The sequence below is a fragment of the Veillonella sp. genome (genome assembly GCF_018381775.1).
GTDB lineage: Bacteria > Bacillota > Negativicutes > Veillonellales > Veillonellaceae > Veillonella.
Genome location: NZ_JAGZRH010000017.1, coordinates 1 through 22,224, shown reverse-complemented (window position 1 = coordinate 22,224; position 22,224 = coordinate 1). Strand labels below are relative to the sequence as shown.

The window sequence follows — 22,224 nt, the reverse complement described above, 5'->3', positions numbered from 1 at the left end:
AGAAATGTGTATGCCTGGCGATAACGTAACAATGGATATCGAATTGATCACTCCAATCGCTATCGAAGAAGGTCTTCGTTTCGCGATCCGCGAAGGTGGCCATACAGTAGGCGCTGGCGTTGTAACTGAAATCGAAGGTTAATTCATAATCTTTGTAGTAAATAGGACCCCAATTGGGGTCCTATTTTTGTATTAATTTATATATTGTTTATTGTATTTGTAACCAAAGATACAGAATTATTCTACTAATAGTGCTATTATTACCTCAAGGAGAGCAAAGGCTCTCCTTTTGTGTTTTTATAGAAAAGGAGGTAATGTGATGGGTGAATACAAAAAGTATTGGATAGCCGTAGTAGCCGTTCTTATTATTGGTTTTTCTATTCTTGGTTATCTAGGTACTGATGTGTATCATCAAGCACCGCCAGTGCCGACTGCGTATGTATCTCAAGATGGACAGGTCTTGTTCACTAAGGAAGATATTTTACATGGTCAATCGGCATGGCAATCTACAGGTGGTCAATCGGTAGGGACCGTTTTAGGTCATGGCGCATATCAAGCGCCTGACTGGACAGCAGATTGGTTACATAAAGAAGTATCTGTGATGTTGGATATTAAATCTCAAGAGGCCTTTGGAGCTCTTTATGACCAATTGGGACCTGTACAACAAGCAGCTGTTAAAGAAGTTGTGAAAAAAGAGTATTTAGGTAGTGCAGTCCGTGAAGATGGAACTGTTGTTTTATCTCCAGAACGAATTACGGCAATGAATTTAACTGGTCGTTATTTTGTTGAGTTGTACGGTGATAATCCTGATTTAACATTGACTCGTGATCATTTTGCGATGAAGGATAACACGTTACCTGAGTTACAAGATCGCATTGATATGGCACGCTTCTTCTTCTGGACTACTTGGATGGCATCTACACAACGTCCTGGTACAGATGCAACGTATACAAACAACTGGCCACATGAACCTTTGTTGGATCATAATCCTACACCTGAAAGTATCGCATGGTCTGTTGTGAGTGTTATTATCTTATTATGTGGCATTGGTGTAGTTGTATGGTTATGGGCCTTTGGTAAAAAGGATGATGACCATGCATTGGTTCCACCAACAGAAGATCCAATTAGCAAGATCACGTTAACGCCATCTCAACGTGCATTAGGTAAATATTTGTTTACAATCCTAGCATTGTTCTTATTCCAATTGGGAATGGGTGGGATTATTGCCCACTATACTGTAGAAGGTCAAGCGTTCTATGGTATTCCATTAGCGCAATATTTCCCTTATTCTATTGCGCGTACATGGCATATTCAGGCATCTTTGTTCTGGATTGCGATGGCATTCTTGAGTGCTGGTCTATTCTTGGCACCAATCATTAATGGTGGTAAAGATCCTAAATATCAAAAGCTTGGGGTGGACATCTTATTCTGGGCTCTTGTAGTTCTTGTAGTAGGTTCCTTCGCTGGTACATATTTAGGCGTAGCACATCAAATTCCAGCAGCGTGGAATTTCCTTCTCGGACACCAAGGTTACGAATATATCGAGTTGGGTCGTATTTGGCAGTGGATTGAATACATTGGTATTTTATTCTGGCTTGTACTCATGATACGTAGCATTATTGGTGCATTCAAGCAAAAAGGAGATAAAAACCTCATTGCAGCCTTCATATTCTCCGTTATCATGGTAGGTATCTTCTATGGTCCAGGGTTATTCTATGGTGAACATAGCCATTTGGCGATTATGGAGTATTGGCGTTGGTGGGTAATCCATCTTTGGGTTGAAGGCTTCTTCGAAGTATTCTCCACTACATTGATGGCATTTATCTTTGTTACATTAGGGCTTGTATCGTACCGTGCTGGTACAGTTGCGGCCATCTCTTCTGGGGCTATTTATCTCATCGGTGGTATCCCTGGTACATTCCATCATTTATACTTCACAGGTGTTACATCCACTATCGTGGCAACAGGCGCATCCTTCTCTGCGTTAGAAGTAGTACCACTTGTACTCTTAGGTTATGAAGCTTTTGAAAACTATACACGTCTTCATAGTGCTCCTTGGATGCATCGTCTAAAATGGCCTGTGTATTGTTTCATTGCCGTGTCCTTCTGGAATCTAGTGGGGGCAGGGGTATTTGGGTTCTTGATCAACATGCCTGTATCCTTGTTCTACATCCAAGGTCTTAATACAACTGCAGTACATGCCCACACAGCATTGTTTGGTGTGTATGGTTTCTTAAGTCTAGGATTTGTATTCCTTATTGCTCGCTATATCCGACCTGAAGTAGAATTTAACGATAAGCTAATGAAGTTCGGTTTCTGGGCTCTCAATATAGGGCTTGCATTGATGGTGCTTATTAGCTTATTGCCAATCGGTCTTATCCAATCCTGGGCTAGTATCACACATGGCTTATGGTTTGCGCGCAGTGAAGAATTTATGCAACAACCATTGTTACAAAACTTGCGGTGGGCTCGTCTCATCGGCGATACGATACTAATTGTTGGTGCTGTAGCATTCTTCTGGCAAATTGTAAAAGTTCTATTTACGAAGAAATCTTAATTTAGTACCATATTAATGGCGTTCCTTTATAGACAAGGAACGCCATTTTTTGTTATACTATCCATGTCAGGTACATGTGCCTGGCTTTTTTGAGTTGCTCAAAATTCTTGACATCACTTGCTACGTATGATATATTTCTTTAGTATGTAGTCGAGGGTTTTCGAGTACAAGAGACAGATTAGTAAATAAAAAGCGAGGTGTATCCGGATGCGTAATGCCATTACTTTAGCTTGCACAGATTGCAAACAACGTAACTATCAAACGAACAAGAATAAAAAGAACAATCCTGATCGTATTGAAATGATGAAATATTGCAAATTCTGCGGTAAACATACATTACACCGTGAAACAAAATAATTCTTATCATTCATTACCTGTTGATTTGAGGATGTGAAACAATGGCAAAGTCTAACTCAGCAGTGCAGCAGCGTGGTGGATTTGGAAAATTCTTCCGCGGTGTGAAAGCTGAACTTAAAAAAGTAGTCTGGCCAACAAAAAAAGAACTCATCAATTACACAATAGTAGTATTTTTAGTGACGATTTTTATCGCCTTTATTATTTATGTACTTGATGCAGTCTTTGCCCAACTTTTTAATACGTTGTTGCACTTTGTTGGATAAGGGGGCCATTTCATGGAAGCAGATAAGAAGTGGTATGTAATTCATACCTATTCAGGCTACGAAAATAAAGTTAAAACCACTCTTGAACTTAAAGTTCAGTCTATGGGTCTACAAGATGTGATTAGCCGTATTTTGGTACCTCTTGAAGACGAAATAGATGAAAAAGATGGGGTTAAAAAAGTAGTAAAACGTAAGATATTTCCTGGGTACGTATTGGTTGAAATGGAAGTTAACGACCGCTCTTGGTATGTTGTACGTAACACACCAGGTGTAACAGGTTTCGTTGGCTCTGCCACTAAACCAGTTCCACTTTCTGATTCCGAAGTAGAACATATACTTAAGTCTCAGGGCTTGGATAAGAAACCAAGCATCAACATCGATGTAGAAGTTGGTGAAACGGTACGCATTACGTCCGGGGCCTTTGAAGATAAACTAGGTGTTATTACCGAACTTAACCCTGAAAAAGGAACATTGAAACTTAATGTGGAAATGTTCAACCGAGATACCGAGGTAGAGGTAGAGTTCTCTCAAATTGAGAAAGCTCTTTAATATATATATTATAACTCTAAAAAAGAGCAATCGATTTTGGTTGCCAGTGGGAGGATATATATCCGTTACCACCACAGTATAAGCATAGGAGGTTTAATTACCCATGGCTAAGAAATTAGTTAAACAAGTAAAACTACAAATTGAAGCCGCTAAAGCTACTCCAGCACCACCAGTTGGTCCTGCACTAGGTCAAGCAGGTGTTAACATCGTTGCTTTCACAAAAGAATTCAACGAACGTACTGCTAAACAAGCTGGCTTAATTATCCCAGTAGTTATTAACGTATATGAAGATCGTAGCTTCGACTTCATCACTAAGACTCCACCAGCTGCAGTATTATTGAAAAAAGCTGCAGGTATCCCAAAAGGTTCTGGTGTACCTAACCGTGATAAAGTAGCAAAAGTAGGTCGCGATAAAGTTCGTGAAATTGCTGAATTGAAAATGCCTGACTTGAATGCTAATACCGTAGAACAAGGTATGCGCATGGTAGAAGGTACTGCTCGCAGCATGGGCATTGAAATCGTTGACTAATAAGCGTACGACTTGCGCATAAGGCGCAAATCGGTGGGAGGGAATTCCCGTTTGACCACATAAGGAGGATATTATAATGGCAAAAGTAGGTAAGAAATACGCTGAGGCAGTAAAACTTATTGAAGCTGGTAAGTTCTACGAACCAGTAGAAGCAATCGAGTTGGTTAAGAAAACTGCAACTGCAAATTTCGATGAAACAGTTGAAATCGCTTTCAACTTGAATGTCGACCCTAAATACGCTGATCAACAAGTTCGTGGTGCAGTAGTATTGCCTCATGGTACTGGCAAAACTAAACGCGTTCTTGTATTTGCAAAAGGCGACAATATTAAAGCAGCTGAAGAAGCTGGTGCAGATTTCGTAGGTTCTGAAGAGTTAGTAGCTAAAATCCAAGGTGGTTGGAGCGACTTCGACGTAGTAGTTGCTACACCAGACATGATGGGTCAAGTTGGCCGTCTTGGTAAAATCTTGGGTCCTAAAGGCTTGATGCCAAACCCTAAAGTTGGTACAGTAACTCCAGACGTTGCTCGTGCAGTAAACGAAATCAAAGCTGGTAAAATCGAATACCGTACTGATAAAGCAGGTATTATTTCTTGCTCCATCGGTAAAGCGTCCTTCGATGAAGAAAAATTACTTGACAACTACCGTACAATCGTTGATACTATTATCAAGGCTAAACCTGTAGCAGCTAAAGGTCAATACATTAAATCTGTAACCTTGTCCGCTACAATGGGCCCTGGTGTGCCTTTGAACGTGTTCAAATTGAGCAACGTTACAAAAGAGCAATAATCACATATGTCTCTTAGCTGTAGACGGCTGGTATGTATAATGGATGAAAATCCGCCCGCTGAGGCTGACACTAGAACAATCTAGGACTAGTTCGACCTCATCGCGTGCGATGGGGTCGTTTTTTACGCTAAGATAGTACATAGAGCACCAAAAAATCTACAAGGAGGTAATCTAATGGCTGTCACTGAACAAAAGAAAGCAATCGTTGCTCAAATGAAAGAAACTCTTTCTGAAGCAAAAGGCGCTGTATTGATTGGTTACTCTGGTTTGACTGTTGCGCAAGCAACTGATCTTCGCCGCAAAATGTTGGCTGAAGGTGTTGAATACAAAGTAATCAAAAATACTTTGACTCGCATTGCTGCAAATGAATTGAATCTTGAAGGTTTCGCTGAGCATTTAGAAGGTCCAACTGCATTGGCTACTTCTAAAGAAGATGCTGTTGCACCTGCTCGTGTAATCGAACAATTCATCAAAACTACTGAGAAAGAAGTTGTAACAGTTAAAGCTGGTATCGTTGAAGGCGAAGTTATGGACGCTGCAGGCGTTAAAGCAATTGCATCTCTTCCAAACCGCGAAGGTATGCTTTCCATGTTGCTTTCCGTATTGCAAGCACCTGTTCGCAACGTTGCATACGCTGTCAAAGCTGTTGCAGAAGCTCAACCTGCAGAAGCTGCAGAATAATAATTTCTGCGCATTATCAATTGGTCGCTTAAGACTGATACAATAAACTATTTTATGGAGGAAAACTAAAATGGCATTGAACATTGAAAACATCGTTGCTGAATTGAAAGAAGCAACTATTCTTGAACTTAATGATCTTGTAAAAGCAATTGAAGAAGAATTTGGCGTAACTGCAGCAGCTCCTGTAGCTGTAGCAGCTGCTGGTGGTGCTGAAGGCGGCGCTGCTAAAGATTCCTTCGACGTAATCTTGAAAGATGCTGGCGCATCCAAAATCAACGTAATCAAAGTTGTTCGTGAAGCAACTGGTCTTGGCTTGAAAGAAGCTAAAGCTATCGTTGACGGCGCTCCTGCACCTGTAAAAGAAGGCGTAGCTACTGAAGCAGCTGAAGCTTTGAAAGCTCAATTGGAAGAAGCTGGCGCAACTGTAGAATTGAAATAATTCTAGCCATAATAAAAGGCGTACCCTCGGGTACGCCTTTTTTGTTTAGTTACTGAATTTGATAAATTCTAGTTGATTCATTTTTACCAACTTCTGTGGATATTATATTTGTTGGAGAATTAGTAAATTCTTTACTATATTTGTTCGGTACAATAATGATAGCACCTTTTTCTGCAGATACTCTTCTGTCAAATTCCTCCAGTGTTATGGTTGGCATTAATGTTTTGCCTGCTGTCCATAGGGGGTTATCTGTAGTATGTACAAATACTTGTGTTGGTGTATTTTCGGTATAATACAAAATCGATGTATAGTATGTACCATATATATAAGTATGCTGTGTATTAGATTTAATATATGGTTTGAATTGAAGGCCTGATTGGTCATATAAAATAGGGGTTACCGTTATCGTAATAGCCGTATATAAAATGATTAACGGTGTAGCTAAACATATAGATAATGGTAACTTCTTGTTTCTATACTGTTTTGCTAATAGTGTAAATAATACTATTGTGATTAATGCAATGATTAGTGGTATTGGATTTAATTCAGGTGTTGCAATGCTGGCAGTTACAAATAAGACGGTATATATGCCTAATGGAATCGTTACAATATATTTAAAACTACTACTCTTGTTATGGCAGCTAGTTGTGATAGCTTCAGCGCCCCAGATAAGACATGGGATTATTGCTGGTAACGTATAGGTTATATACTTTGTGGCCACTAGTGAATAGAATAATACAATTACTACAAACCAGATGGCGCCGAGAAGATAAAAATTATTTTTCCATGTAATGTTTTTGAGTCGGTAAATAACGGCTGGTGTCCATGGTAATAGAGCAAGAGGGACAATGATTAGGTAATAATACCAAACATTGAATTTTGGATGCTCAGATACAAGTGCTCGCTCCATGTTGTGAAGCCCTAGGAAACCAGATATGAACTCTTGACCGTGAATTGAATACATAGCAATGTACCATGGACTAGCAAGAATTATAAATAGGAAAATTCCCAAAGGATTAAATAGTAATTTAATATCCTTATCTAGTGAGTAGTCATCATTATCTTTTTTTGTAAACCATCGTATAGCAATAAATAGTAGTAGTATTAATCCAGGCAGAACAATACCGACCGGTCCTTTAGTTACCACTGCTAAGGCTGCTGCTCCGTAAGCTTTTACCATAGAATATTTGTCGTTCTTGGCAAAGGCTAGATAAGAATAGCCAAAGATAGCTAGTGAAAGGAAGAAGAGAAAGCCGTCTGTTATGACTGCGTGTGAAATGTACCAAAACTGTAAGGCACTAAATAAAAGCAGTGCACTCATAACAGCTATATGCTTAGATTCTTTAATACGATATACAAGATGATACATAAGTGCTACACTGCCACCAGCAATAAGTGTATTCGGTATACGCGATGTAAAGTCAGATATACCAAATAGTTTATAACTGATCATGAGTGCCCAATAGGTGAGGGGCGGTTTATCATACCAAACTTGGTCATATATCATGGGGGATATCCATGAGTTATGTTTTAACATTGTAATAGCAGATAAAACATAGTTGGATTCTACCGGATCGGTTATGGGTAGATAGGCATTATAGAAACCGTAACTTAGTACGGTCAATAAAAATAGCGCACCTATGCGCAGAATGTGATTGTTAATCATAATTACTCCTTACTTACATAGTTTATATTATTGTACTATAGGGCGTGTAATAATTAAACCAATGAAAGATAAAGCTTTTATCAATATGGAAATAGTTACAAAAAAAATATTTATGAAATAATATATTGTATAGAATATTGTTTGTACAGAATACATGAAATGACTTTTATGTATACAAAATACATGCTATAATGAGCGCGTAAGATAAAACCGTTTCATTGAAATACTATTTTGTATAAAAATAGTAGAAAGAGGATTTATTATGAGAAAAGAACATGATTTCTTAGGTGAATTAGAAGTAGCTGATGAATTATATTACGGTGTACAAACAATTCGTGCATTAGAAAACTTCCATATTACAGGAAAACACTTGGACCAAGATTTTATCAAAGCCTTGGCAATGGTAAAAAAAGCATCTGCTTTAGCAAATATGAAAACTGGTCGCTTAAATGTATCTATTGGTAAAGCTATTGTACAAGCTGCGGACGAAGTAATTGAAGGTCAATTTGCTGACCAATTCCCTGTTGATCCAATTCAAGGTGGTGCAGGTACTTCTGTAAATATGAATATGAACGAAGTATTGGCTAACCGTGCTTGTGAAATTTTGGGTCATCCAAAAGGAAGCTATGATATTGTAAGCCCTAACAACCATTGTAATATGGCACAATCTACAAATGATGCTTTCCCAACAGCTATCAAGGTATGTGCGATCTTAAAATCTAAACCTTTACTTGAAGCATTACAACGCCTTGTTGACGAGCTTGAGAAAAAGGCTGATGAATATAGCGAAATTTTGAAGATGGGGCGTACTCACTTACAAGATGCGGTGCCAATTACATTAGGTCAAGAAATGGGTGCTTATGCATCCGGTGTTCGCCGCGGTATTAAACGTATTAAATCTGCCGTTGAAGGTGCACATGTAATTAACATGGGTGCTACTGCAGTTGGTACAGGTCTTAATGCGGAACCTAATTATATTCATGATGTAGCATACGAACTTAGTGAAGTAGTAGGCGAACCATTCTACACTGCGGAAAACTTAATTGATGCTACAAACAATACAGATATCTTTGCAGATATCTCCAGTGGTTTGAAAGTTACGGCTCTTGTATTGATTAAAATGGCTAACGACTTCCGCTTGATGGCATCCGGTCCTCGTTGTGGTATTGGGGAATTAAAATTGCCTGCTCGCCAACCTGGTTCTTCCATCATGCCAGGCAAGGTTAACCCTGTTATCGCCGAAGTATTGAACCAAGTATGTTACCAAGTTATCGGTAATGACTTAACCATTACATTGGCTGTAGAAAATGGTCAATTCGAATTGAACGTAATGGAACCTGTATTGGCGTACAATTTGTTCAATAATCTTTGCTACCTCAAAAACGGCGTAAATACATTCGTTGATAAATTACTCGTGGATCTTGAAGTGGATCGTGAACAATGCGAATACTGGTTGAATCGTTCCGTTGGTATCGTAACAGCATTGTTGCCACATCTTGGCTATGAAACAGCATCTTCTCTTGCAAAAGAAGCTTATACTACTGGTCGTGCTATCCGTGATATCATCTTGGAAAAAGGTTTATTGACTGAAGATGAAATTAATCATATCCTTTCTCCTAAAGAAATGACTCGCCCTGGTATTGCTGGAGCTAATCTTTTAAAACAAAAAGGCAACTAACATAGTCAGTTGTTTTGATACATGAATAAAGCATGAAAATGAAAGACTGTCAACCCTTTTGGTTGACAGTCTTTTTTAATACTGATAGAATTATATATTGCAAAAGTAGCGTTTCCTGCTTTTGGATATAAAAACTATAACTTGAATAGTGATGAGGTTTTCTTCCAAGGTTGTGCTTGGTTAATGGAAAGCAAGGTTATTTTTAAAAATGAAATGGGCCTTGCTTTATTTGACGTTATCCGAGCAGGAAAACTGAGACCTGTAAGATGTCTTTTCCGTGCCGTTATAGAAAATGGTAGACCAGTGTGTTTTGATAGGGGTGAAAGCAAATATGTTCAAACCTGAACAGGTAGGCAAACGAACTCGTTATACGTACGCAAAAATTAACGAAGTTATCAAGATGCCGCATTTATTGGACATTCAGCGTAAATCGTATGAGTGGTTCTTGGAGAGTGGTTTACAAAATATTTTCAACGATATTTCTCCGATTAAAGACAATTCAGGTAATCTAGTACTTTCTTTCGAAGGTTTCAGCTTAGGTGAACCTAAGTATGATATTAATGAATGTAAAAACCGTGATGCTACTTACGCAGCACCACTTCGTGTAAATATTCGCTTGGTAAATAATGATCCAGAAAATATGGACATTAAAGAACAAGAAGTATTTATGGGCGATTTCCCATTGATGACTGACACAGGTACTTTCATCATCAATGGTGCAGAACGTGTAATCGTATCCCAATTGGTACGTTCTCCAGGCGTTTACTACAATAAAGAAATCGATACAATGGGTAACCGTTTGTACGATTCCACAGTTATTCCTAACCGTGGCGCATGGATTGAACTTGAAACTGATGCTAGCGAAGTTGTGGCTGTTCGTATTGACCGTAACCGTAAATTACCAGCTACTGTATTGGTACGTGCATTAGGTTGGGATACTAATGAAAGCATCCTTGACCTCTTCTGGAATGGTAAAACTGATGAAGATGGTTTACCAGTATATGATGAACGCATCGTTCGTACATTAGAAAAAGATACAACTCAATCTGCTGATGAAGCATTGGTTGAAATCTATAAAAAATTACGTCCAGGCGAGCCTCCTACTGTAGAGTCCGCTCGTAACTTGTTCGATAACTTGTTCTTCGATGCACGTCGTTATGACTTAGCGCGCGTTGGTCGTTATAAATTGAACAAAAAACTTGGCTGGCGTCAACGTATGTTGGGTCAAACATTGGCACAACCTATCGTAGATCCAGAGACTGGCGAAATTATCCTTGATGCAGGTGTACAAGTTGGGGAAGAACAACTTGATATCGTTGCTAATAGCCATGTATTCGATGGCGAAGGTTTCGCTGAATTCTACATCGTAAATAACGATGGTGTAGAGTCCAAAGTTATCTGTAATAACTGCAACTTGCCATATGATCACCGTACAGTAACACGTGAAGACATGATCGCTAACATCTCTTACTTGCTCAACCTTATGGATGGTGCAGGTCACACAGATGATATCGACCATTTGGGTAACCGTCGTCTTCGTTGCGTAGGTGAATTGTTGCAAAATCAATTCCGTATTGGTTTAACTCGTATGGAACGTGTTGTTCGTGAACGTATGACAATTCAAGAAATCGAATCTATCACGCCTCAAGCGTTGATTAATATTCGTCCTGTAGTGGCAGCAATCAAAGAATTCTTTGGTTCTTCCCAATTGTCTCAGTTCATGGACCAAACAAACCCATTAGCAGAATTGACTCACAAACGTCGTCTATCTGCCCTTGGCCCTGGTGGTTTATCTCGTGAGCGTGCAGGCTTCGAAGTTCGTGACGTGCATCACTCTCACTATGGCCGTATGTGTCCAATCGAAACTCCAGAAGGTCCAAACATCGGTTTGATCAACTCCTTGTCTAACTATGCGAAAGTAAATGAATTCGGTTTCATTGAAGCTCCATACCGTAAGGTTGAAAAAATCTATGGTACAGGTGAAGATGCAGACAAAGTTATCAAGGTTCGTGTATCTGATTCCGTTGTATATATGACAGCTGATGAAGAAGAAGGCATGACAATTGCCCAAGCGAACTCTCCAATCGATGCTGAAGGTTACTTTACTAATGAACACGTAGCTTGTCGTCGTGGTCATGATGTATTAGAAGTTACACCTGATAAGGTTGACTACATGGACGTTAGTCCAAAAGAAGTTGTATCCATTGGTACAGCTATGATTCCATTCCTTGAAAATGACGATGCTAACCGTGCCTTGATGGGTGCGAACATGCAACGTCAAGCGGTACCACTCTTGCGTGCGCAAGCTCCACTTGTTGGTACAGGTATGGAATATACAGCAGCTACTGACTCCGGTGTTTGCGTACTTGCACGTGAAGCTGGTAAAGTTGTACGTTGCTGGGGTAATGAAATCCACGTTCTTCGCGATAGCGATGGTCGTGTTGATGTATACCGTATGAATAAATTCCTTCGTTCTAACCAATCCACATGCTTTAACCAAAAACCAATCGTTAATCGTGGCGACCATGTTGTAAAAGGTCAAGTATTGGCTGACGGTCCTGCTACTGATGGCGGCGAATTGGCATTAGGTTATAACGTTCTTGTAGCGTTCATGCCTTGGGAAGGTTATAACTACGAAGATGCGATCTTGCTTAGTGAAGAACTTTGCAAAGAAGATATCTATACATCCATTCATATTGAAGAATACGAATGTGATGCACGCGACACTAAATTAGGCGCTGAAGAAATCACTCGTGAATTGCCTAATACTGGTGACGACACACTTAAAAACTTAGATGAAGATGGTATCATCTGCATTGGTGCAGAAGTACATCCTGGCGATATCCTCGTAGGTAAAGCTACACCAAAAGGCGAAACTGAACTTACTCCAGAGGAACGTTTATTACGCGCTATCTTTGGCGACAAAGAACGTGAAGTTCGCGATACATCCTTGCGTGTACCTCATGGCGAATCTGGTAAAGTAGTAGATGTTAAAGTCTTCACTCGTGAAAACGGCGACGAATTACAACCAGGGGTAAATAAACTTGTTCGCGTATACATCGCTCAAAAACGTAAGATTCATGAAGGCGATAAAATGGCGGGCCGTCATGGTAACAAAGGTGTCGTTTCTCGCGTTATGAGAAAAGAAGATATGCCATTCCTTCCAGATGGTACTCCAGTACAAATCGTATTGAACCCATTGGGCGTACCTTCTCGTATGAATATCGGTCAGGTTCTTGAAACTCACTTGGGTTGGGCTGTTCAAGGCTTAGGTATGAAAATCAAAGCTACAGACCTTCACATTCAAAATGTATTGAAAGAAGCTCGTACTGATGCATCTTATTGGGAACAAATTGACGCTATTCGCGGCTTATATGCTGAAATTGAAGAATTAGAAGCAAAAGCTAAAGAAGATGTGACAGTTCCTCATTTCGACATCGATGAAAAAATCATCGACTTGAAATCTCAAATTCTTGGCCATGTAGAATCTGCAGCGCAAAAGAAACTTGAAGCTCTTGGCGGCGAAGCTCGTTATCAAGAACTTAAAGCTATTGAAGCTAAATACAATGCACTTCATGTAGAATTCTTCGACTCTGAAGAAGATGCTCCAGAAATGGATCCAGCTCTTGTAGAAGAATTAGAAGCTATTAATAAAGTTAAAACTACATTGAACCATATTGAATCTGCTCGTGCTAAACGCGTTGAAATTCGTCAAGAACTCGAAGGCCTTGGTTACGATTATGAAACATATGGCATGCCAAAACCAGATGTAGCAGGTATTCATATTGCTACACCTGTATTTGATGGTGCGCACGAAAAAGATGTGTTTGAAACATTAGGCATTGCTGGTCGTTCCGATGATGGTAAAACAGTATTGTACGATGGTCGTACTGGTGAACCTATGGATAACCGTGTAACTGTTGGTTACGTATACATGCTTAAACTCCATCACTTGGTTGACGACAAAATCCATGCTCGTTCCACAGGTCCGTACTCCCTTGTTACACAACAACCATTGGGCGGTAAAGCTCAGTTCGGTGGTCAACGTTTCGGGGAAATGGAAGTTTGGGCTCTCGAAGCATATGGCGCAGCTTATACACTTCAAGAGCTATTAACTGTTAAGTCTGACGACGTTGTTGGTCGTGTGAAAGCATACGAAAAAATCGTTAAAGGCGAAAACATCCCTGAACCAGGTGTACCTGAGTCCTTTAAGGTATTGCTCAAAGAACTTCAAAGTATTGGTCTTGATGTAAAAATCTTGAATGAAGATCAAGAAGAAGTTGTTATGAAAGAACTTGATGACGAAGATGAAGTGGTAGAAACTGGCATTGAAGAAGTTATGGATGGCAGTGCAGTAGAAACTGATGACGTAACTGTAGTAGAGCCAGAAGTAGAGGAAGAAGCACCTGCTGATAACGGCGGTGAAGACGATATCCTTAGCCAATTGGCATTCCCAATGGGCGATTCCTCTAACGATGAAGACTAAAACTATCTATAAGGAAGGGAGCGATAGTAGTGCTAGACGTAAATGAATTCGATTCCATGCGAATCGGTTTAGCCTCTCCAGAGCAGATCTTAGCTTGGTCTCATGGGGAAGTTAAGAAACCTGAAACTATTAACTACCGTACGTTGAAGCCAGAACGTGATGGTCTATTCTGCGAACGCATTTTTGGACCAACAAAGGACTGGGAATGTCACTGCGGCAAATATAAACGCATTCGCCATAAAGGCGTAGTCTGCGATAAATGTGGTGTAGAGGTTACACGTGCAAAAGTACGTCGTGAACGTATGGGCCATATCCAATTGGCTACTCCTGTATCTCACATTTGGTACTTTAAAGGTATCCCATCCCGCATGGGCCTTATCCTTGATGTATCCCCACGTTCCTTGGAACGCGTATTATACTTTGCTTCCTACATCGTAGTAGATCCAGCTGGTACTCCATTGGCAAAACGCCAATTGTTGTCCGAGCAAGAGTACCGCGAATATGAAGCTCAGTTTAACGAAGACGGTTATACTATCGGTGGTAAATCCGTCGTAATCGAAACAGTAGCTCAACGTAACGAACGTTTAGCTATCGTTCGTGAAGCACAACGCAAAGAGCGCTATAATGCTGCTCTTCGCGATGATGCAACAATCCCAGAAGCAGATAAAGAATACGAAGAACTAACTCGTGAAGAGCGTTATGAATTAGGCGCTGTTGAAGAAGTTCTCTTCGCATGTATCGACATGGGTGCTGAGGCTGTAAAAGCTCTTTTAGCAGAACTTGATCTTGAAGCATTGAATGCTGAATTGCGCGAAGAATTGAACACTGCAAGTGGTCAACGTAAAATCCGTGCAGTTCGTCGTTTAGAAGTGGTAGAAGCATTCCGTCAATCTGGCAATCGCCCAGAATGGATGATTATGGATGTTGTTCCTGTTATCCCACCTGAATTGCGCCCTATGGTTCAATTAGATGGTGGTCGTTTCGCTACATCTGACCTCAATGATTTGTACCGTCGTGTTATCAACCGTAACAACCGTTTGAAACGTTTGTTAGATTTAGGTGCTCCTGATATCATTGTGCGCAACGAAAAACGTATGCTTCAAGAAGCTGTTGACGCATTGATCGATAATGGTCGCCGCGGTCGTCCTGTAACAGGTCCTGGTAACCGTCCATTAAAATCCTTGTCCGATATGCTTAAAGGTAAACAAGGTCGTTTCCGTCAAAACTTGCTTGGTAAACGTGTTGACTACTCCGGTCGTTCCGTTATCGTAGTAGGTCCTGAACTTAAAATGCACCAATGTGGTTTGCCTAAAGAAATGGCATTGGAATTGTTCAAACCTTTCGTTATGAAACGTTTGGTAGAACGTGGTCAAGCATCCAACATTAAGGCTGCTAAACGCCAAGTAGAAAGAATCGGTCCTGGTGTATGGGAAGCCTTGGAAGAGGTAATCAAAGAACATCCAGTTCTCTTGAACCGTGCCCCTACATTGCATAGACTTGGTATCCAAGCCTTCGAACCAATTCTTTGGGAAGGCCGTGCTATCAAATTGCATCCATTAGTATGTACAGCCTTCAACGCCGACTTTGACGGTGACCAAATGGCATGTCACTTACCATTGTCCGTAGAAGCACAAGCGGAAGCTCGTACATTGATGCTTTCTAGCCATAATATCTTGTCCACTAAGGACGGTAAGCCAGTAGCAGTACCTTCTCAAGATATGATCTTGGGTACATACTACTTAACAGTTGTACGTGAAGATACTCGTGATAAAGCAAAAACATTTGCTACTTATGATGAAGTAATGCTTGCATACGAATCTCATATTATTGGCTTACAAGATATTCTTTATATCCGTTTACCTGACCATGGCCGTGTAGAAACAACGGCAGGTCGCTTGATCTTCAACAATGCGCTATTCCCAGAATTGTGGCAATATGAAAAACGTGAAGATGGCACTTACTCTTTAGGTAAGGTTATGGATAAGAAAACAGTTGGTAAATTGGTTGACCAATGCTTCCAATTGTTTGGCAATGAAAAGACTGCAGAACTCTTGGACCGTATTAAATCCTTGGGTTACTCCTTCGCACGTCGCGCAGGTATGACTGTAGCTATTGCAGATATTAAAGTACCAGAAGTAAAAACTGGCTTGTTAGACACAGCGGAACAAGAAGTAGAAAAAGTATCTCGCTTGTATCGTCGTGGTCTTATTACAGAAGAAGAACGTTACCGTAAAACTATCCAATTGTGGACTCAAGCAACAGAAGATGTTACTGATGCCATGATGGATAATATGGCGCGCGATAAAGATGGCTTCAACCCTGTTTACATGATGGCTATCTCTGGTGCCCGTGGTAACAAACAACAGATCCGTCAGCTTGCTGGTATGCGTGGTTTGATGGCCGATCCATCTGGTCGTATCATCGACTTGCCAATCAAAGCAAACTTTAAAGAAGGCTTGACTGTATTGGATTACTTTACATCCTCTCATGGTGCTCGTAAAGGTTTGGCCGATACAGCGCTTCGTACAGCTGACTCCGGTTACTTGACTCGTCGTCTTGTTGACGTATCTCAAGACGTTATCGTTCGCGAGGACGATTGTGACGTTGTAGGTATCGATCTCGTTCGTGAACGCGCTCGTTTGGCTACATCTCCACGTCAAGCATTGGAATTGTTAAAAGATAAACTTATTGGTCGTGTATTAGATAAAGATGTTGTGAATGTAGAAACAGGGGAACTTGTTGTACCTTCCGAAACTATCTTAGACGAACAATGTTTAGCTGATATTGCTGAATCCGGCGTAACATCTATCGCATTGCGCGGTGTACATTTGGGTTCTGACAGTGATATCAACCATACTAATTTGGTTCAAAAAATTATTCTAGGTGAAAGCGATGACAGCATCCGTGCAACATTGAAAGAAACTATGGTTCAAAATATGTTGAACAAGGACACTGTACATGCTATCGTTGACAGCGAAGGTGTAGAAATCTTCCCTGCTGATACACGTCTCACTGAAGAAGGCATCGAAGCTATCCTTAACTCCGATGTAAAAGAAGTACAAGTACGCAACAACGAAATCCACGGTATCGAAGTGGAAGCAATCGTTGAGGGTACTGGCGTTATTGAACCATTAAAAGATCGTATCGTAGGTCGTATTGCAGCTGAAGAATTGGTTAATAAAGAAACTGGCGAAGTTATCGTTCCTCTTAACGGTGAAATCACAGAACCATTGGCTGATGAAGTTGTAAAACACTATGAAACAGTTAAAATCCGTTCCGTATTGACTTGCCGCAGCCCTTATGGCGTATGTCGCAAGTGCTATGGTCGCGACCTTGGTACAGGTGGTCAAGTTCAAGTTGGTGAAGCTGTAGGTATTATTGCAGCGCAATCCATCGGTGAACCTGGTACTCAGTTGACAATGCGTACATTCCATACAGGTGGTGTCGCAGGTGACGATATTACACAAGGTTTGCCACGTGTCGAAGAATTGTTCGAGGCGCGTAAACCAAAACGTAATGCTATCATCGCAGAAAATGAAGGTACAGTTCGCGTTGTACCTAACGAAGGTAAAAAAGGTACTAATACAATCTTCATTACTGGTGAAGACGGTATTGAACTCGATTACCTCATCCCTTATGGTTCTCGCATTATCGTTAAAGACGGTGATGTTGTATCCTTAGGCGCACGTTTGACAGAAGGTTCTATTAACCCTCATGACATTATGCGTGTAATGGGTACAGAAGCAACTCAACGTTACCTCGTTTACGAAGTACAAAAAGTATATAAATCTCAAGGTGTAGAAATTAACGATAAACATATCGAAGTTATCGTTCGTCAAATGCTTCATAAAGTAAAAGTTGAAACAGCTGGCGATGCAGATATGCTTCCAGGGGATATGGTCGACGTTAATACCTTTGACGAAGAAAACCGTCGTCTTACTCTTAATGGCCGTGAAAATGCTACAGGCAAACGTACATTGTTGGGTATTACTAAAGCTGCATTGGCTACGGATTCCTTCTTGTCTGCTGCGTCCTTCCAAGAAACAACACGTGTTCTTACCGACGCTGCTATCAAAGGTAAAATCGATCCATTATTGGGCTTAAAAGAAAATGTAATCATCGGTAAATTGATTCCTGCTGGTACTGGCATGAGCCGTTACCGTAAGATTGAGGTTGTTAAAAACACACCTGAAATCATCGATATTACAGAAGAAGCTGCTGTAGAAGAATAATCTATTGCAATAGAAGAGAGCGTGCCTTAGGGCACGCTCTTTTTTATAGATACTAAATTTCTCTGTTAAGATGTAATTGTCAGAAAGAATAAATAAACCTATACGTTTAATAATATAGATATATTGAATATGGTTAATAAAATTGAAATAAAAAATGACTATTTATTTTTCAGTTATATCAATTATGCATACATGAAATGTGATTAATTAAAATAATATGAAAATCATGTATAAAAATGAGAATAAAATAGCTGTTTTTGCATAAAAATTACATATATTTTTATATGATTCGCCGTTATGAAACGCACGGAAACGTGTACACATAAAATGCAGTTGTATAGCGGTGTGGAGCGTCGAAAAACGTTTGACATGTGATTGTGTAATTGGTATACTTACATAGTGCTCAGGGGCAAGTATGCCTAAGTAGCATAATTTCGTAAGGAGAATTTTACTATGGACATTGCCCATCTGAAGTCGATGAACAAAACAATCGGTGCCAAGCAAACCTTGAAAAACATTGCACGAGGGACTGTGAAGTATGTGTTCGTAGGACATGATAGTGATGAAAGTGTAGTTGGACCTATACGAAATGCTTGTGCTGAACAGGGAATACCTGTGAATGACAAGCACACTATGGATGACCTTGGTCGTGCGTGTCGCATTAAAGTGCGGGCCACAGCGGTAGGTATCCTACGTTAATCTTGGTAATATCCGATGTAACACTTTGTTATGACGGATCAATTATAAATCTCAAATTTGGAAAGGAGGTGCCCAAATGCCAACAATTAATCAGCTAGTACGCAAAGGTCGCATGAGCTTGACTAAAAAATCTACAGCTCCAGCACTTCAAGAATCTCCACAAAAACGTGGTGTATGTACTCGTGTGTACACAGCTACTCCAAAGAAACCAAACTCCGCGCTTCGTAAAGTTGCCCGTGTACGTTTGACAAACGCTATTGAAGTAACTGCTTACATCCCAGGCATTGGTCACAATTTACAAGAACACAGTGTTGTACTTATCAGAGGCGGTCGTGTAAAAGACCTTCCAGGTGTGCGTTATCACATCGTTCGTGGTGCATTGGATACAGCTGGCGTACAAAACCGTATGCAAAGTCGTTCCAAATACGGCGCGAAAAAAGCTAAAAAATAATTTTAGCCATTAAACGAAACTAACACACATCATTATAAAGGAGGAATTGAACATGCCAAGAAAAGGCCCTGTTCCGAAACGTGATGTACTTCCAGATCCGGTGTACAACAGCAAATTAGTAACACGTTTCATTAACAAAGTTATGTACGATGGCAAAAAAGGCATTGCTGAAACTATCGTATATGATGCATTCGAAATTATTCGTTCCAAAATGGGTCAAGACCCAATGGAAGTTTTTGATCAAGCATTGAAAAATGTTATGCCTGTACTTGAAGTACGTGCTCGCCGTATCGGTGGTGCGAACTACCAAGTGCCAGTTGAAGTTCGTGCTGATCGCCGTCAAACACTCGGTATTCGCTGGGTTGTAAACTATGCTCGTCTTCGTGGTGAACGCACTATGAAAGAACGCTTAGCAGGCGAATTGATGGACGCTTTCAACAATGCAGGCGCTGCAATCAAGAAAAAAGAAGATACTCATAAAATGGCAGAAGCTAATAAAGCATTTGCTCATTATCGTTGGTAATAAGAGGTGACAACTGTGGCAAGAGAGTTTTCCCTAGCAAAAACTCGTAATATCGGTATCATGGCTCACATCGATGCTGGTAAAACAACAACTACAGAACGTATCCTCTACTATACAGGTATTGTTCACAAAATCGGCGAAGTACATGAAGGTGCTGCTACGATGGACTGGATGGCGCAAGAACAAGAACGTGGTATCACAATCACTTCTGCTGCGACAACATGTCACTGGAAAGATCATCGTATCAACATCATCGATACTCCTGGTCACGTTGACTTTACTGTAGAAGTAGAACGTTCTCTACGTGTACTTGACGGTTCTGTTGCGGTATTCAGTGCTAAAGGCGGCGTTGAACCACAATCCGAAACAGTATGGCGTCAAGCTTCTAACTACGGCGTACCTCGTATCGCTTATGTAAATAAGATGGATACTGTAGGTGCTGACTTCTTCAACGTAGTTGATATGATGAAATCCCGTTTGGGTGCAAATTCCGTAGCTATTCAAGTGCCAATCGGCGCTGAAGATACTTTCGAAGGCATCATCGATTTGATGACTATGAAAGCGGAAATTTACAAATCCGATGACGGTAAAGAATATGAAATCACTGATATCCCAGCAGAATATCAAGAAGTAGCTGAAGCTCGTCGCGAAATGATGATCGATGCTATCGCTGAAACTGATGACGATATTATGATGAAATATTTGGAAGGTGAAGAAATCTCCATTGAAGAATTGAAAACAGCATTGCGTAAAGCAGTTATTGCTAACCAATTGTTCCCAGTTCTTTGTGGTTCTTCCTACAAAAACAAAGGTGTACAAATGTTATTGGACGCTGTTGTGGATTACATGCCAGCTCCTATCGACATTCCAGCTATTAAAGGTGTCGTTCCTGGTACTGAAGAAGAAACTACTCGTCCTTCTTCCGATGATGAACCATTCTCCGCATTGGCATTCAAAATCATGGCTGACCCTTATGTTGGTAAATTAGCGTTCTTCCGTGTGTACTCCGGTACATTGGAATCCGGTTCTTACGTTTTCAACTCCACAAAAGGTAAGAAAGAACGTATCGGCCGTATTCTTCAAATGCACGCTAACACTCGTAAAGAAATCGACATGGTTTACGCTGGCGACATCGCTGCAGCTGTAGGCTTGAAAGATACTACTACTGGTGATACTCTTTGTGATGAAAAGAATCCTGTAATTCTTGAATCCATGGAATTCCCTGAACCAGTTATCTCCGTTGCTGTTGAACCTAAAACAAAAGCTGACCAAGAAAAAATGGGTACAGCTCTTGCTCGTTTGGCAGAAGAAGATCCTACTTTCAAAGTTCGTACTGATGAAGAAACAGGTCAAACTATTATCTCCGGTATGGGCGAACTTCACTTGGATATCATCGTTGACCGTATGAACCGTGAATTCAAAGTAGAATGTAACGTAGGTAAACCTCAAGTAGCTTATCGCGAAACTATCCGTAAAGCTGTTAAATCTGAAGGTAAATTCGTTCGTCAATCTGGTGGTCGTGGTCAATATGGTCACTGCTGGTTGGAATTAATTCCTCAAGAACCAGGTGCTGGCTTCGAATTTGAAAATAAGGTCGTAGGTGGTGCAATTCCTCGTGAATACATCGGACCTGTTGAAAATGGTGTTAAAGAAGCTATGGAATCCGGTGTTATCGCTGGTTATCCAATGGTTGACATCAAAGTTATCGTATTTGACGGCTCCTACCATGACGTTGACTCCAACGAAATGGCCTTCAAAATCGCTGGTTCCATGGGCTTTAAAGAAGGTGCTCGCAAAGCAGATCCTGCATTGCTTGAACCATATATGTCCGTAGAAGTAGACGTTCCTGAAGAATACATGGGCGACGTTATCGGTGACTTGAACTCCCGTCGTGGTCGCATGGACGGCATGGAAGCTCGTAATGGTAACCAACATATCAAAGCATATGTTCCATTGAGCGAAATGTTCGGTTACGCAACTGACCTTCGTTCCAAAACTCAAGGTCGCGGTAACTACTCCATGACATTCGATCATTACGAAGAAGTTCCTAAGAAAATTGCTGAAGAAATTCAAGCAAAGAAAAACGGTTAATCTTACATTAGATTAATAGAATTACTATTTTCCTCGGAGGATAATTTAAAATGGCTAAAGAAAAATTTGAACGTACGAAACCGCATGTTAACATCGGTACAATCGGTCACGTTGACCATGGTAAAACTACTTTGACTGCTGCAATCACTAAAGTATTGGCTGAAAAAGGCCAAGCTGATTTCCAAGATTACAGCATGATCGATAAAGCTCCAGAAGAACGTGAACGCGGTATCACA

17 protein-coding genes and 1 pseudogene are annotated in these 22,224 nt (G+C 40.5%); 17 read left to right on the top strand and 1 reads right to left on the bottom strand.

From position 1 onward, the window contains the following. The 9 genes and pseudogenes from tuf to rplL all read left to right on the top strand — a co-directional run. Window positions 1–142: pseudogene (gene tuf / locus KH109_RS09165) on the top strand (elongation factor Tu); the annotation flags it as partial. 177 nt (window positions 143–319) lie between these two features. Beyond that, the gene (locus tag KH109_RS09160; protein ID WP_119209077.1) at window positions 320–2,557 is read left to right on the top strand and encodes a nitric-oxide reductase large subunit; all 2,238 of its coding nucleotides are present in this window, start codon (window positions 320–322) and stop codon (window positions 2,555–2,557) included. 207 nt (window positions 2,558–2,764) lie between these two features. Beyond that, on the top strand, window positions 2,765–2,914 hold the full coding sequence (rpmG, locus tag KH109_RS09155; RefSeq protein WP_004693530.1) for a 50S ribosomal protein L33: 150 nt from the start codon (window positions 2,765–2,767) through the stop codon (window positions 2,912–2,914). A 41-nt stretch (window positions 2,915–2,955) separates the two neighbouring features. Continuing rightward, window positions 2,956–3,177 carry a preprotein translocase subunit SecE gene (gene secE, locus KH109_RS09150; RefSeq protein ID WP_005385468.1) on the top strand — a complete coding sequence of 74 codons (222 nt, stop codon included), beginning with the start codon at window positions 2,956–2,958 and terminating at the stop codon, window positions 3,175–3,177. A 12-nt stretch (window positions 3,178–3,189) separates the two neighbouring features. Further along, window positions 3,190–3,726 (top strand): transcription termination/antitermination protein NusG, encoded by a 537-nt coding sequence (gene nusG, locus KH109_RS09145; protein WP_005385471.1) that lies wholly within the window; start codon window positions 3,190–3,192, stop codon window positions 3,724–3,726. Window positions 3,727–3,829: 103 nt separating this feature from the next. Next, window positions 3,830–4,255, top strand: a complete 426-nt coding sequence (gene rplK, locus KH109_RS09140; protein ID WP_004693535.1) for a 50S ribosomal protein L11 — start codon at window positions 3,830–3,832, stop codon at window positions 4,253–4,255. A gap of 76 nt (window positions 4,256–4,331) precedes the next feature. After that, window positions 4,332–5,042, top strand: coding sequence for a 50S ribosomal protein L1 (gene rplA, locus KH109_RS09135; RefSeq protein WP_005385473.1), 711 nt, complete (start codon window positions 4,332–4,334; stop codon window positions 5,040–5,042). Window positions 5,043–5,216: 174 nt separating this feature from the next. Then, the gene (gene rplJ / locus KH109_RS09130; protein ID WP_060924345.1) at window positions 5,217–5,723 is read left to right on the top strand and encodes a 50S ribosomal protein L10; all 507 of its coding nucleotides are present in this window, start codon (window positions 5,217–5,219) and stop codon (window positions 5,721–5,723) included. Window positions 5,724–5,793: 70 nt separating this feature from the next. Next, window positions 5,794–6,162 (top strand): 50S ribosomal protein L7/L12, encoded by a 369-nt coding sequence (rplL, locus tag KH109_RS09125; protein WP_005385476.1) that lies wholly within the window; start codon window positions 5,794–5,796, stop codon window positions 6,160–6,162. A 49-nt stretch (window positions 6,163–6,211) separates the two neighbouring features. Here rplL and KH109_RS09120 read toward each other — a convergent pair whose 3' ends face one another. Further along, the gene (locus KH109_RS09120) at window positions 6,212–7,828 is read right to left on the bottom strand and encodes a glycosyltransferase family 39 protein (RefSeq protein WP_295218952.1); all 1,617 of its coding nucleotides are present in this window, start codon (window positions 7,826–7,828) and stop codon (window positions 6,212–6,214) included. A 262-nt stretch (window positions 7,829–8,090) separates the two neighbouring features. On the opposite strand from KH109_RS09120, the gene KH109_RS09115 reads away from it, so the two are divergent. The 8 genes from KH109_RS09115 to KH109_RS09080 form a co-directional block, all read left to right on the top strand. Continuing rightward, window positions 8,091–9,506, top strand: a complete 1,416-nt coding sequence (locus KH109_RS09115) for an aspartate ammonia-lyase (RefSeq protein ID WP_178885497.1) — start codon at window positions 8,091–8,093, stop codon at window positions 9,504–9,506. 331 nt (window positions 9,507–9,837) lie between these two features. Beyond that, window positions 9,838–13,992 carry a DNA-directed RNA polymerase subunit beta gene (gene rpoB / locus KH109_RS09110; RefSeq protein WP_295218946.1) on the top strand — a complete coding sequence of 1,385 codons (4,155 nt, stop codon included), beginning with the start codon at window positions 9,838–9,840 and terminating at the stop codon, window positions 13,990–13,992. A gap of 29 nt (window positions 13,993–14,021) precedes the next feature. Next, a complete protein-coding gene (gene rpoC / locus KH109_RS09105) occupies window positions 14,022–18,224 on the top strand; it encodes a DNA-directed RNA polymerase subunit beta' (RefSeq protein WP_295218944.1) in 4,203 nt (1,400 codons plus the stop codon). A gap of 453 nt (window positions 18,225–18,677) precedes the next feature. Beyond that, window positions 18,678–18,923, top strand: coding sequence for a ribosomal L7Ae/L30e/S12e/Gadd45 family protein (locus KH109_RS09100; protein ID WP_005385487.1), 246 nt, complete (start codon window positions 18,678–18,680; stop codon window positions 18,921–18,923). A 76-nt stretch (window positions 18,924–18,999) separates the two neighbouring features. Then, a complete protein-coding gene (gene rpsL / locus KH109_RS09095) occupies window positions 19,000–19,374 on the top strand; it encodes a 30S ribosomal protein S12 (protein WP_004693554.1) in 375 nt (124 codons plus the stop codon). A gap of 52 nt (window positions 19,375–19,426) precedes the next feature. Continuing rightward, on the top strand, window positions 19,427–19,897 hold the full coding sequence (gene rpsG / locus KH109_RS09090; protein ID WP_004693556.1) for a 30S ribosomal protein S7: 471 nt from the start codon (window positions 19,427–19,429) through the stop codon (window positions 19,895–19,897). 15 nt (window positions 19,898–19,912) lie between these two features. After that, window positions 19,913–21,988 (top strand): elongation factor G, encoded by a 2,076-nt coding sequence (fusA, locus tag KH109_RS09085; RefSeq protein ID WP_005385490.1) that lies wholly within the window; start codon window positions 19,913–19,915, stop codon window positions 21,986–21,988. A gap of 50 nt (window positions 21,989–22,038) precedes the next feature. After that, a partial coding sequence (locus KH109_RS09080) for a GTP-binding protein (RefSeq protein ID WP_038113538.1) occupies window positions 22,039–22,224 on the top strand: 186 nt, incomplete at its 3' end.